We start from the raw sequence: 12,290 nt of genomic DNA, 5'->3' as shown, positions 1-12,290 counted from the left end.
CTCCCGGGAGACGGGCGTCAGCTCTTCGCGCAGGTGCCGCCGTTCAGGGCGAAGGCGGCCGGGACGCCGTTGGTGCCGGTGGAAGAACCGTTGAAGCCGAAGCTCACGGTGCCGCCGGCCGGGATGGTCTCCGTCCAGGACTCGTTGACGGCCCGGACCTCGCTGCCCTGCTGGACGGCCTTGGCGTTCCACGTCTGGTGGAGCTGCTGCCCGCCGGGGAACGAGAACGTGAGCTGCCAGCCCTTCACGGCCGTCGGACCGGTGTTGCGGATGGTGACGTCCGCGTTGAACCAGTTGCCCCAGTCACTGAGGCGGTAGCCGACCTCGCAGTTCCCGGCGGCCGGACCGCCGTCGGAGAAGACGCCGGCCTCCTTGGCCGTCTGCTGGATGCCGTCGGCGCCGGAGAAGATGCGCCGCCCCCAGGCCGAGAGGCGCGCGGCGTCGAAACCGGTGGCCATGTCCAGGTACTCGACACCGCCGCCGTTGCCGCTCCACGACCAGCCGAGATACCCCACCCCGAGCTGCCGCGCGGCCGACATGACGGCGTCCTCGTCCGGATCACCGTCCGAGTGCAGGTGGCCGAACTCCCCGACGACGAGGGGAAGGCGCTGGGAGGTGAACCGGTTGAGATAGTCCTTCACCTTGGCGGCGGTGTTGAACACACCGTACATATGGACGGAGAACACGGTGTTCTTCGCGGGGTCCGCGGCGAATACCTCCGCGGCGTGGTCGCGCATGGTGAACGACCAGTCCTGGCCCCAGTTGGGGGCGTCCACCATGAGCGTGTGCTCGAATCCGGCCGCCCGCATGCGGCCGATCGCGTTCTTGGTGTCGGCGGTCCAGGGTGTGGCTCCGGAGCTGCCGTTGCCGTACGGTTCGTTCCCGATGTTCAGGATGACGTACTTCTCCTGGCCCTTCACCGCGTCCTCGACACCGATCCAGTAGTCGACGGCGCGGGAGAGCGGGACGGCGCCGTCCTGCTCGCCGTAACCGGTGGTGTCGTGCGCCTCCAGGACGCAGACGAGCCGATTCTGCTTGCACTGCGACACGACGGCCGCGACGTCGGCGGTGTCGTTCTTGGCCCAGCGGTCGCCCGTGGCGAGCACCACCCGCACGGAGTTGGCGCCCAGCGCCTTGATGTCCTTGAGGGCCTGCGCGGTCCTGGTGGGGTACCAGGCGTGGGCGTGGTTGACGCCGCGCAGGACGAAGTCCCTGCCGCCCGCGTCCACCAGCCGGCCGGCGTCGACGTGGAAGCCCGGTGCGGCCTGGGTTCCGGCGGCTGTCCCGGCCTGGGCGGGGGACGGCGCGGCCAGGACCGCGGCGGCCAGGGCCAGCAACGCTCCCGCTGCGGTGGCCAGTCTCTTCCTCATGCTGCTCCCGAGGTGGTGGCTCGTGCGGCCGGACGCCGGACACGCCCGGGTCGCACGGCACTGCCGGTCATGGTGGGGGTGGCGCTTTCCGGCTCGTCCCTTTCCGCCGGCGAGCACCGGTGGAAAGGAAAAGGTCCGAGCCGGTTGGACATCCCGCCGCCCGCGTTCTGGACAGCGGCTCATACCGGGCAGCGGGACGCGAGTCGCCGACGAAGGACACGCATGGCCGTGCTCGCCATCGAAAGAGCTGGGGAGAAGACCCTCCGGTCGGCGGCTGGCAGTGAGGCTAGAACAAGTCTTCCGACCGTTACAACCGTTCGAACGAAACCGGTTAAGTTTAGTTGCGGTTCAGTTGCCGCCCGGCTCGGGATGGGGAGCCGGCCCTCAGCCGTGCGCCGGGCCGACGGGCTGGCGGAGGATGGTGCGCAGTCGGGCGGGGGCCGTCCTGCGGGCGTCGGAGAGGTAGATCTCGTGGTGGTGACCGCGCGGGACCAGCTTCTCGGCGGGCAGGAACTCGTCGTGCAGGCGCGCGATCGTGGGCGCCTCCTCGTCGTACGGTCCGACGTGCAGGGTCTGTACGCACCGCCCCTCGGTGTAGTGGTCGAACCGCACGCGGTGTCCGGCGGCGAGGTCCTTCGTCCGCTGGACGCGGTCCATCGCCTCGTCGGCCATCGCGGCGGTGACCCACCCCGGCTGGACGATCATGAGCGTCCACACCCACTCGTCGCGGGCACGGGTCTGGAAGACGCTGAGGTCGTCCGCCGACCACAGTCCTTCCAGCGGGCCGACGGTGTGGGCCCGGTCCAGCCGGTCCTTGGCGATCGCGCGCACGGCGTAGGCGGTGGTGTACAGAGCCTCGACCACCGCGCGGTAGTCGGCCGAGGCGTTCGGGTTGCCACGGCCGTCCGCCATCAGGAAGCCCATGCGCGGCACATCGACGATCTCGAACCGGCCCCGCGCGGCCGAGTAGAGGTCGCGCCGTTCCCTCTTGATGTCGTAGCTCTGCACGGGATGTCGTCTCTTCTGTTCGCCAGGGCCGTGGAAGACGGCCGGCCCGCCGCGTCGGCGGACGCGGCGGGCCGGGTCGTTCAGCCGTCGGCCGAGGATGTCGTACGGCCCTCGAACGCGGCCAGAATCCGTTCCGCGGCCAGGGTCGCCGTCAACCGCCCCTCTCTGACCTGCCGTTCGAGGTCCGGTGCGGTGGCGCGGACCGCGGGGTCGGCGTGGAGGCGGCCGAGGAGTTCGTCCCGGACCATCGCCCAGGTCCAGCCGACCTGCTGGTCCCGGCGTTTGGCGGCGAGCCGGCCGGTGGAGTCGAGCAGGGTGCGGTGTTGTTCGAGCCGCTCCCAGACCGTGTCCAGGCCGGTCGACTCGCGGGCGCTGCAGTGCAGGACCGGCGGGGTCCAGAAGGCGTCCTTGCCGTGCATCAGGCGCAGGGCGCCCGCCAGTTCCCGGGCGGCGGCGCGGGCGTCGCGCTCGTGCGGGCCGTCGGCCTTGTTGACGGCGATCACGTCGGCCAGCTCCAGCACGCCCTTCTTGATGCCCTGGAGCTGGTCACCGGTGCGGGCCAGGGTCAGCAGGAGGAAGGAGTCGACCATCTCGGCGACCGTCGTCTCGGACTGGCCGACGCCGACGGTCTCCACGAGGATCACGTCGTAGCCGGCCGCCTCCATCACCACCATCGACTCGCGGGTGGCCTTCGCGACCCCGCCCAGCGTGCCCGCGCTGGGGGAGGGGCGGACGAAAGCCGCCGGGTCGACCGCCAGGCGTTCCATCCGCGTCTTGTCGCCCAGGATGGAGCCGCCCGTCCGGGTGGACGAGGGGTCGACGGCGAGGACCGCCACCCGGTGCCCCAGCGAGGTCAGCATCGTGCCGAACGCGTCGATGAACGTCGACTTGCCGACACCCGGCACCCCGCTGATGCCGATCCGCCGCGCCCGGCCGCTGTGCGGCAGCAGCTCGGTGAGCAACTGCTGCGCCAGCGACCGGTGCTGTGGCCGGGTGGACTCGACGAGCGTGATGGCGCGGGCCACCAGGGCCCGCTTCCCGTCGAGCACACCCTTCACATACGTGTCGAGATCGATCGCTGCCATCGGCGCTACAGCTCGTGGCCGAGGTCGGCCGACAGCTGCTTGACCAGGTCGCGGGCCGCGTCCGGGATCACCGTCCCGGGCGGGAACACGGCCGTGGCGCCCATCTCCAGCAGCGTCGGCACGTCCTGCGGCGGGATCACCCCGCCGACCACGATCATGATGTCCTCGCGGCCCTCCTCGGCGAGCTTCTCGCGCAGCGCCGGGACGAGGGTCAGATGGCCCGCGGCCAGCGAGGACACGCCGACCACGTGCACGTCCGCCTCGACCGCCTGCCGGGCGACCTCCTCCGGCGTCTGGAACAGCGGGCCGACGTCGACGTCGAAGCCGAGGTCGGCGAAGGCGGTCGCGATCACCTTCTGGCCGCGGTCGTGGCCGTCCTGGCCCATCTTGGCGACCAGGATGCGCGGCCGGCGCCCCTCGGCCTCCTCGAACGCGTCCACCAGGGCCCGGGTGCGGTCCACGGACGGGGACTGGCCTGCTTCGTTGCGGTACACACCGGAGATCGTACGGATCTGGCTCGCGTGCCGCCCGTACACCTTCTCCAGAGCGTCGGAGATCTCGCCGACCGTCGCCTTGGCACGGGCCGCGCGCACGGCCAGCTCCAGCAGGTTGCCGTCACCGTCGGCCGCCCGGGTCAGCGCGTCCAGCGCGTCCCGGCACGCGGTCTCGTCCCGCTCCGCGCGCAGCCGCCGCAGCTTCTCGATCTGCTGGGCGCGCACGGCCGAGTTGTCGACCTTGAGGACCTCGATCGCCTCGTCGCTGTCCACCCGGTACTTGTTCACGCCGATCACCGGCTGCCGCCCGGAGTCGATGCGGGCCTGGGTGCGGGCCGCGGCCTCCTCCACGCGCAGCTTCGGGATGCCGGCGTCGATGGCCTGGGCCATGCCGCCCGCCTGCTCGACCTCCTGGATGTGCGCCCACGCCTTGCGGGCGAGGTCGTAGGTCAGCCGCTCCACGTAGGCGCTGCCGCCCCACGGGTCGATGACCCGGGTGGTGCCGGACTCCTGCTGGATGAGCAGCTGGGTGTTGCGGGCGATGCGCGCCGAGAAGTCGGTCGGCAGCGCGAGGGCCTCGTCCAGGGCGTTGGTGTGCAGCGACTGGGTGTGGCCCTGGGTCGCCGCCATCGCCTCCACACACGTGCGCGTGACGTTGTTGAAGACGTCCTGCGCGGTCAGCGACCAGCCCGAGGTCTGCGAATGCGTGCGCAGGGACAGCGACTTGGTGTTCTTCGGGTCGAACTGGGCGACCAGCTTGGCCCACAGCAGGCGCGCCGCCCGCAGCTTGGCGACCTCCATGAAGAAGTTCATGCCGATCGCCCAGAAGAAGGACAGGCGCGGCGCGAACGCGTCCACGTCCAGACCGGCCTCCCGGCCCGCCCGGATGTACTCCACGCCGTCCGCGAGCGTGTACGCCAGCTCCAGGTCGGCCGTCGCGCCCGCCTCCTGGATGTGGTAGCCGGAGATGGAGATGGAGTTGTAGCGGGGCATCCGCTGCGAGGTGTACGCGAAGATGTCGGAGATGATCCGCATCGACGGCTTCGGCGGGTAGATGTAGGTGTTGCGGACCATGAACTCCTTCAGAATGTCGTTCTGAATGGTTCCGGCCAGCTTCTCGGGCGGTACGCCCTGCTCCTCCGCCGCCACGATGTACAGCGCCAGCACCGGCAGCACGGCGCCGTTCATCGTCATCGACACGGTCATCCTGTCGAGGGGGATCCCGTCGAACAGCTGCCGCATGTCGTAGATCGAGTCGATCGCCACGCCCGCCATGCCGACGTCACCGGTCACGCGCGGGTGGTCGCTGTCGTAGCCGCGGTGCGTGGGCAGGTCGAAGGCGACCGACAGGCCCTTCTGGCCGGCCGCCAGGTTGCGCCGGTAGAACGCGTTGGACTCCTCGGCGGTGGAGAAGCCCGCGTACTGGCGGATCGTCCAGGGCTGGTTGACGTACATCGTCGGGTACGGGCCGCGCAGGTACGGCGCGATGCCCGGGTAGGTGCCCAGGAAGTCCAGGCCCTCCAGGTCACGGCCGGTGTACAGCGGCTTGACCCCGATGCCCTCCGGGGTCTCCCACAGCGGCTCGGTGCCCCCGGTGGCCTGCTTCAGGGCCGCCCGCCACTCGGCGTCGGTGGCGTCGGCGACCGGGGTCCCCAGCTCGATGCCGGAGAAATCGGGGATTCCCATCAGGACACTCCCATGCGGTCGAGGGTCGCGGACAACACATCCACGGCGTCACAGCCCGCGAAGACGTACGAGTCGATGCCGGAGTGCTCGCCCCGGCCCGCCAGGAACACATGCCGGGCGCCGGCCGCGCGCAGCGCCGCCGCGGTCCGCTCGGCCTGTTCGGCGTAGAGCGCGTCGCTGGAGCACAGCACGGCCTCGGTGGCGCCGCTGTCCTCGAAGCTTCCCTCGGTGACCGGTTCGATGCCGCCGGCCTGGAAGAGGTTGGCGGCGAAGGTCGCGCGGGCGGTGTACTCGGCGGGGGAGCCGAGCGTGGCGAGGTAGATCCGGGGCCGGGCGCCGGTCGCCGCGAGATGGGCGTCGGAGCGGGCGCGCAGCTCCTCGTACGCCTCGTCGCGACGCACCCGCGGCAGGCCGCCGGACGGCGGTTCGGGCGCGGGCGCGCGCTCCACCGGCTTCTCGGCCAGCAGCGGGAACTCGCTGACGCCGGTGATGGGTTCGCGCCGCTTGGCGAGCCGCTTGGACCGCTCCGCCCAGGTCGTCGCCAGGTCGGTGCGCAGCCGGCCGGAGCGCAGCACGGCCGGCTGGCCGCCGTCGCGCTCGATGGACCGGAAGAACTGCCAGGCGGCCTCGGCGAGTTCGGCCGTGAGCCGCTCGACGTACCAGGAGCCGCCCGCCGGGTCGATGACCCGGGCCAGGTGGGACTCCTCGATCAGGATCGTGGAGGTGTTGCGGGCGATCCGCCGGGCGAACGCGTCGGGCAGGCCGAGCGCGTGGTCGAACGGCAGCACGGTCACCGAGTCGGCGCCGCCGACCCCCGCGGCGAGCGTCGCGACCGTCGTGCGGAGCATGTTCACCCACGGGTCGCGGCGGGTCATCATCACCGGCGAGGTCACCACGTGCTGCACCTGCGCGCCCGCGCCGGGCGCCCCGCACACCTCGGCGACCCGCGCCCACAGCCGGCGTGCCGCGCGCAGCTTGGCGATGGTCAGGAACTGGTCGGCGGTGGCCGCGTAGCGGAACTCCAGCTGGGCGGCGGCCTGTTCGACGCCGAGCCCGGCCTCGGTCAGCTCCCGCAGATAGGCCACCCCGGTGGCCAGCGAGGCGCCCAGCTCCTGCGCGGCCGAGCCGCCGGCCTCGTGGTACGGCAGCGCGTCCACGGTCAGCGCACGAAGCCCCGGGTACCCCTCGGCGCACCGCTCGGCCAGGGCGGCGTACGGCGCGAAGCCGAGCGCGGTCCCGGTGCGCGCCTCGTACCCGAGCGGATCGCCGCCCAGGTTGCCGCGCACGGCCTCGGCCGCCACGCCCTGCTCCGCGTACCGCCGCAGCAGGGCCTCGGCGGCCTGCTCGGTGTCGCGGCCGGCGTCCAGGACGACCGGCGCCAGGTCGAGGTAGACGCCGTCGAGGGCGCGGTCCAGCTCGGCGACCGGGATGCCGCCCTCGCCGAGCACCAGCCACAGGGAGGTGCCGCCGTTCTCCAGGTCGGCGAGCACGGCGCCGTCCGTGAGCGCCGTGTGCCGCTGCCGTACGTCCCAGCCGCTCGGGCTGGTGCCCTCGGGGCGGCCGCCCCGCACGAAGGGGGCGAAGCCCGGCAGGCCGGGGTCGGGCGCGCTGTCGCGCGCGGTGTACAGGGGCCGCGTGCGCAGCCCGTCCTCCAGCGTCGTGGACAGGGCGTCCTCAGCTGCCGCGCCGGAGAATTCCTTGCCCGACTTGCGCAGTACGCCCTCGACCAGGCGTTGCCACTGCTCGTGTGTCGCGTCAGGGAACTCGGCGGCCAGTGAGAGCCCGTCGTCAGGCAGGACCGTCATGGCTCGGATGCTAGGGCAGGCCGATGGAGCCTAGGCGGAGCACGGGCTGTGAGGTTTCTCTTCTTGCGGTGGTGACCTGTGTCGCTCCGGTTCCGCGGGGCCGGCCCGCGGGCGCACATGGCCGCTCGCTGTTCGGGGCCCATGGAGTCGGCGAGGGCCTGGCGGACGGTGCCGGCGAGCCGGGCGGAGGTGTCGCGCAGCAGGTCGCGGCCGGCCCGCTGGAGGCAGGCGAGCACCAGCGACCGGGACCGGCTCATGCCCCGGCCGGTGAAGAGCCGGGTGTGAACCCGGTGAGAAGCGGGCCATATGCGGACACAACTCCTCGCCCCTGCCGCGGGAGGGGCGACCGGGCCGGTCGCGCACCGTGTCGTTGTTGGGCCGAACGGGTGACTTGGCGTAAGAATTGGCTGGTGCAGGGATCGAATGCGAGTCAGGTCAGGGGGAGCCGGTGAGCCGTTACGACGTCACCGATGAACAGTGGGAAGGGCTCGCCCAGGTCGTGCCGCTGCGGGGCCGGGACGCCTGGCCGTCCGCGGTGAACCACCGCTCGCTGCCCGACGCCGAGACCGAGACGCGGCGTCGGTTCGTGGTCCTGCGCGTCAACGTCTTCGCGGACGCCCGCGAGGTGGCCGAGACCCTGATGGCCGGCGTACCGGTCCTGCTCGACCTCTCCGGCGCGGAGGGCGACGTCGCCAAGCGCGTCCTCGACTTCAGCACCGGCGTCGTCTTCGGCCTGGGCAGCGGGATGCACCGCGTCGACCGCAACGTCTTCCTCCTCACCCCACCCGGCACGGAGGTCAGCGGCCTGATGGAAGGGGCCGGCCTCTCGGGCGGCTGACCCCCCAGGCCGCAGCGCCCCGCTGGGGGCGCGGGGAACGGCGCGAGCAACCACGAACGGCCCGGCACTCGGCAGCGAGCCGGCAGCCCCGCCCCGGTAGCCGTAGCCGCACCGCGCCGCAGCGGACCGTCCCCCGATCGTAGGAACGTCACGGCGGTGAAACGCTTCCTCGCGGGAACGCCCCCATACGGTCCGCCTATGGCCGTGCCCTCCGTGTCCGCTGAGCCGCCGGCGGCCCACGCGTCCGCCACCGTTCCCGCGCAGTCCCGCGCCCCCCTCGACATCCGCGCCCGCATCACCGAGCTGCGGCTGTCGGCCTTCGCGGGACACCGGCGGGCCGGCTTTCCGCTGGGACCGGTCACGGTCTTCGCGGGACCCAGCGGATCCGGCAAGACGACCGCGCTCGCCGTGTTCGAGGCGCTGGCCCGGCTCGGCGGCGGAGCTCCGCTCGTCGAGGCGTTCCCGGACCCGGTCGCCTGCGTACCGGAACGGGCGCGGCCCGACGCCGAGCGGCGCCGGGGCTTCCGGATCGGCTGCACGGCCGACGGCGCCGAGGGCCCGGTCCGGCTCGACCTCGCCGTACAGGCCGAACCCGACCTGCGGATCGTCGGCGAACGGCTGACCGCGCGCGGAGTCGTCCTGCTGGAGACCGCGCTGCGCGACCCCGGGCGCCGGACCGTCCAGGCCGCCTGGCACACCGCGGGCACCGCCCCGGTGACCCGCGCCCCGCTCCCCGACGACCGCCTGGGCACGGCCCTGCTGCCGCTGCGGGTGGCCGGCAAGACGGACGGCCAGCGCCGTGTGCTCGCCGCGGCCGAGCAGATGGTCGTCGCCCTCCGCTCGGTCTTCCCCTGCGATCCCCGCCCCGAGTACATGCGCGTCCCCGTGCCCACCGGCTCCGGCCGGCTGCTGCCCGGCTGCGACAACCTCGCCGATGTGCTGTGGCGCACGCGCGCGGAGTGCGGCCGGCGGCACGGCCAGCTGGTCGAGGCGCTGCGCGGGGGCTGCTCCGGCCGGGTGGCCGACCTGGTCGCCGAGCCGCTGGCGGACGGCACGGTACGGGCGCTGCTCGACCGCGGCGACGGCTTCCGCACCGAACTCGCCCGGCTCGGCGACGGCGAGCTGCGCTATGTCGCGCTGACGCTGGTGCTGCTGACCGGTCCGGGCGTGCTGGAGGTGGACGCCCCGGGCGAGGTGCCCGACGCCCTGCGGACCCTCACCGTCCTCGCCGACGGCTTCGACCGCGGCCTGGACCCCCGCCAGCGCCGGGAACTGCTGCGGACGGCCGCCCGGATGGGCGAGCGCGGGCACATCCGCTGCGTGGCCGCCGTGCAGGACGCCTCCTGGGCCGCCGGGGCCCCGGGCGTCACGGTGGTACACCTGAACCCGTGACGGAACACCCCGACCTGGCCCGACTCCAGCGCCGGCTGGCCGAGTTCGCCGCCGCGCGGAACTGGCAGCCCTACCACACGCCCAAGAACCTGGTCGCCGCCCTCTCCGTGGAGGCCTCCGAACTGGTCGAGATCTTCCAGTGGCTGACGCCGGAGGAGTCGGCCCGGGTGATGGACGACCCCGGCACCGCGCACCGCGTCACGGACGAGGTCGCCGACGTCCTGGCCTACCTGCTCCAGCTGTGCGAGGTCCTCGGCATCGACCCGCTGGCCGCCCTGGCCGCCAAGATCGAGCGCAACGAACGCCGGTTCCCGGTTCCGGGTGCGGAGGAGCGAGCCGGGGAGCAACAAGCGGACTCCTGAAGTCCGTTATTACTCTCCGCAGTCAAATCGCCGGTTGACTCCGAATTGTTGTCCAGAATTTTCCGCCTTCCTCTGGCTTTTCGTCTCACGGGCCCTCACTCTGGGTAGTGGACAGGAGAGTTCAGTGAGCCGTGCAGGATGGCGCGGCGGAGGGACGGGGGCATCGGATGGATGCGGTACGGCTCATCCTCACGAGCAGGCGAGCCCTGGCGGGCGGCGTCGACACGCCGGAGATGATGGCGGAGGTCTGGCAGGCGCAGGCCCTGGCGCAGGCGATCGGGAGCCGGCTGGCGGTCTCCGGCCCGCCGGAGCTGCGGGGCGAGGCGCTGGGACTGACCGAGCTGGCGGGCCGGGGCTGCGGGGTCCTGGACCCGCCCGAACTCGACCCGGGCGACCTGCGTGCCGCCCAGCTCACCGAGCTGGACGACGCCCGCGAGACCCTGCTCTGCCTCGGCGGCCTGCTCGGTGAGGTCGGCATAGCCCTGGTCGGCATGGCCAGCGCGGCGGCCGACGAGACGACGTACTGGCAGTGCATGGAGGCGATCGACGCGGCCGACGAGTCCCGCGACCGCGTCCTGGAGATGCTGCGCAAGCTGGCGGCCCGGGAGGAGGTGCTGCCGGAGGACGCCCAGGACAGCCCGTCCGGGGTGTGAACGACCGGGCCCGCGCCGGAGCGATGTCCCCAGCCCGTGCCGGAGCGATGCCCGGAGCCCGTGCCGAGCGAGGACCGCGCCGTGGACCGTACGGGGCAAGCCGCACGGCACAGCCGTGAGCCCTGAACCGTGGGCCGGGTGCCGTGAGCCGGGTGACCTGGGCCGGAGCGTGGGTCGTGCCGCGCGGCGGGGTGTTTCAGTCCGCCTCGTCGGCCGTGCCCCGTGCCGGTGCCGAGGCCTGTAGGTCCGCCAGGGCCGACAGGTCCGCGTTCAGTGCCGCCATCAGTTCCTCCATCTGCTCCAGCAACCCCTTCGGCCGACCGGCGGCGCCTCCCTGCGGGGGAACGGACTCTTCGGACATGACGGCCTCCTCGGCCCCCGGCCCGGCCGGGCCGGCGCGGTGACGCGCGACGGCGGCCACCGTCCGGCGCGGGCGCCGGGCGGTCCGGCTCCGACGGCCCAACGATCACCGCCGGGGCCGGTCACTGGCCCGGGGCGAGGCCCGCGCGCAGGGTGGACGAATTTCACCCGACCGGGCAAGGCCGTGCGGCCGGTACCGGCGCGGTCGGCGCGGCCGGCGCCGTGCAGGATAGATGTATGGACCTTCGAATCTTCACCGAGCCCCAGCAAGGGGCCACCTACGACACCCTGCTCACCGTGGCGAAGGCCACCGAGGACCTCGGGTTCGACGCCTTCTTCCGTTCGGACCACTATCTCCGCATGGGCAACGTGGACGGGCTGCCCGGTCCCACGGACGCCTGGATCACGCTGGCCGGCCTGGCCCGCGAGACCAAGCGCATCCGCCTGGGCACCCTGATGACCGCCGGCACCTTCCGGCTGCCCGGCGTGCTCGCCATCCAGGTCGCCCAGGTCGACCAGATGTCCGGCGGCCGGGTCGAACTCGGCCTCGGCGCGGGCTGGTTCGAGGAGGAGCACAAGGCGTACGGCATCCCGTTCCCGAAGGAGAAGTTCGCGCGGCTGGAGGAGCAGCTCGCGATCGTCACCGGGCTGTGGGCGACCGAGGTCGGCAAGACCTTCGACTTCCACGGCGCCTACTACGACCTCACCGACTCGCCGGCGCTGCCCAAGCCCGCCCAGAAGAAGGTGCCGGTGCTCATCGGCGGCCACGGCGCCACCCGCACCCCCCGGCTCGCCGCCCGGTACGCCGACGAGTTCAACATCCCCTTCGCCTCGATCGAGGACAGCGCGCGGCAGTTCGGCCGGGTGCGGGAGGCGGCGGTGGCGGCGGGCCGTGCCGCGGACGAGCTGACGTACTCCAACGCGCTCGTCGTCTGCGTCGGCAGGGACGACCAGGAGGTGGCCCGGCGCGCCGCCGCGATCGGCCGTCAGGTGGACGAGCTGAAGGCCAACGGACTGGCCGGTTCCCCGGCCGAGGTCGTCGACAAGATCGGCCGCTACGCCGAGATCGGCTCCCAGCGCATCTACCTCCAGCTGCTGGACCTCGACGACCTGGACCACCTGGAGCTGATCTCCAGCCAGGTCCAGGCCCAGCTGTCGTAGCCACCCGTCCTGCCCGTCCCGGAGCCCGGCCCACGAGCCCCGGGACCCCGCTCCCGGCTGTGACGAGCCTGTGACC

Annotated in this window: 11 protein-coding genes; 5 read left to right on the top strand and 6 right to left on the bottom strand. The window is 72.8% G+C overall.

Annotation, left to right across the window (positions count from 1 at the left end; all coding sequences use genetic code 11):
- Positions 1-17: 17 nt before the first annotated feature.
- The 5 genes from CCN44_RS13125 to CCN44_RS13105 form a co-directional block, all read right to left on the bottom strand.
- Positions 18-1,370: a cellulase family glycosylhydrolase gene (locus CCN44_RS13125; protein WP_086697742.1), complete on the bottom strand. Its 1,353-nt coding sequence runs from the start codon at positions 1,368-1,370 to the stop codon at positions 18-20.
- A gap of 384 nt (positions 1,371-1,754) precedes the next feature.
- Positions 1,755-2,378: a GyrI-like domain-containing protein gene (locus tag CCN44_RS13120; protein ID WP_059253136.1), complete on the bottom strand. Its 624-nt coding sequence runs from the start codon at positions 2,376-2,378 to the stop codon at positions 1,755-1,757.
- An 80-nt stretch (positions 2,379-2,458) separates the two neighbouring features.
- Positions 2,459-3,463 carry a methylmalonyl Co-A mutase-associated GTPase MeaB gene (gene meaB / locus CCN44_RS13115; RefSeq protein WP_086697741.1) on the bottom strand — a complete coding sequence of 335 codons (1,005 nt, stop codon included), beginning with the start codon at positions 3,461-3,463 and terminating at the stop codon, positions 2,459-2,461.
- Positions 3,464-3,468: 5 nt separating this feature from the next.
- The gene (gene scpA / locus CCN44_RS13110; RefSeq protein ID WP_059253141.1) at positions 3,469-5,643 is read right to left on the bottom strand and encodes a methylmalonyl-CoA mutase; all 2,175 of its coding nucleotides are present in this window, start codon (positions 5,641-5,643) and stop codon (positions 3,469-3,471) included.
- Positions 5,643-7,448, bottom strand: a complete 1,806-nt coding sequence (locus CCN44_RS13105) for a methylmalonyl-CoA mutase family protein (RefSeq protein ID WP_086697740.1) — start codon at positions 7,446-7,448, stop codon at positions 5,643-5,645. The genes scpA and CCN44_RS13105 overlap by 1 nt, the downstream gene beginning before the upstream one ends.
- A gap of 448 nt (positions 7,449-7,896) precedes the next feature.
- On the opposite strand from CCN44_RS13105, the gene CCN44_RS13095 reads away from it, so the two are divergent.
- From CCN44_RS13095 to CCN44_RS13080, 4 genes are all read left to right on the top strand, one after another.
- A complete protein-coding gene (locus tag CCN44_RS13095; protein WP_059253147.1) occupies positions 7,897-8,286 on the top strand; it encodes a cell division protein SepF in 390 nt (129 codons plus the stop codon).
- Between the two features lie 198 nt (positions 8,287-8,484).
- A complete protein-coding gene (locus CCN44_RS13090; RefSeq protein WP_086697739.1) occupies positions 8,485-9,678 on the top strand; it encodes an AAA family ATPase in 1,194 nt (397 codons plus the stop codon).
- Entirely contained in the window at positions 9,675-10,040 is a 366-nt protein-coding gene (locus CCN44_RS13085; RefSeq protein WP_086697738.1) for a nucleotide pyrophosphohydrolase, read from the top strand. Before CCN44_RS13090 ends, CCN44_RS13085 begins: the two co-directional genes overlap by 4 nt.
- 167 nt (positions 10,041-10,207) lie before the next feature.
- Complete coding sequence (locus tag CCN44_RS13080; protein WP_167403976.1) at positions 10,208-10,693, top strand: DUF6099 family protein; 486 nt, start codon at positions 10,208-10,210, stop codon at positions 10,691-10,693.
- Positions 10,694-10,889: 196 nt separating this feature from the next.
- Here CCN44_RS13080 and CCN44_RS45000 read toward each other — a convergent pair whose 3' ends face one another.
- On the bottom strand, positions 10,890-11,054 hold the full coding sequence (locus CCN44_RS45000; protein ID WP_167403975.1) for a hypothetical protein: 165 nt from the start codon (positions 11,052-11,054) through the stop codon (positions 10,890-10,892).
- A gap of 236 nt (positions 11,055-11,290) precedes the next feature.
- On the opposite strand from CCN44_RS45000, the gene CCN44_RS13070 reads away from it, so the two are divergent.
- Positions 11,291-12,214, top strand: a complete 924-nt coding sequence (locus CCN44_RS13070) for an LLM class F420-dependent oxidoreductase (RefSeq protein ID WP_059253155.1) — start codon at positions 11,291-11,293, stop codon at positions 12,212-12,214.
- Positions 12,215-12,290 lie beyond the last annotated feature (76 nt).

Origin of the sequence: Streptomyces tricolor (assembly GCF_002155905.1) — a bacterium.
GTDB lineage: Bacteria > Actinomycetota > Actinomycetes > Streptomycetales > Streptomycetaceae > Streptomyces > Streptomyces tricolor.
The sequence above is the reverse complement of the archived record's forward strand: the minus strand, read 5'-3'. Positions and strand labels throughout refer to the sequence as shown.

What these genes read in the sequence shown, in the direction of transcription:
- CCN44_RS45000 (WP_167403975.1), bottom strand. Translation starts at nt 11,054, where the DNA reads ATGTCCGAAGAGTCCGTTCCCCCGCAGGGAGGCGCCGCCGGTCGGCCG.
- CCN44_RS13125 (WP_086697742.1), bottom strand. Translation starts at nt 1,370, where the DNA reads ATGAGGAAGAGACTGGCCACCGCAGCGGGAGCGTTGCTGGCCCTGGCC.
- CCN44_RS13070 (WP_059253155.1), top strand. Translation starts at nt 11,291, where the DNA reads ATGGACCTTCGAATCTTCACCGAGCCCCAGCAAGGGGCCACCTACGAC.
- CCN44_RS13080 (WP_167403976.1), top strand. Translation starts at nt 10,208, where the DNA reads ATGGATGCGGTACGGCTCATCCTCACGAGCAGGCGAGCCCTGGCGGGC.
- scpA (WP_059253141.1), bottom strand. Translation starts at nt 5,643, where the DNA reads ATGGGAATCCCCGATTTCTCCGGCATCGAGCTGGGGACCCCGGTCGCC.
- CCN44_RS13090 (WP_086697739.1), top strand. Translation starts at nt 8,485, where the DNA reads ATGGCCGTGCCCTCCGTGTCCGCTGAGCCGCCGGCGGCCCACGCGTCC.
- CCN44_RS13105 (WP_086697740.1), bottom strand. Translation starts at nt 7,448, where the DNA reads ATGACGGTCCTGCCTGACGACGGGCTCTCACTGGCCGCCGAGTTCCCT.
- meaB (WP_086697741.1), bottom strand. Translation starts at nt 3,463, where the DNA reads ATGGCAGCGATCGATCTCGACACGTATGTGAAGGGTGTGCTCGACGGG.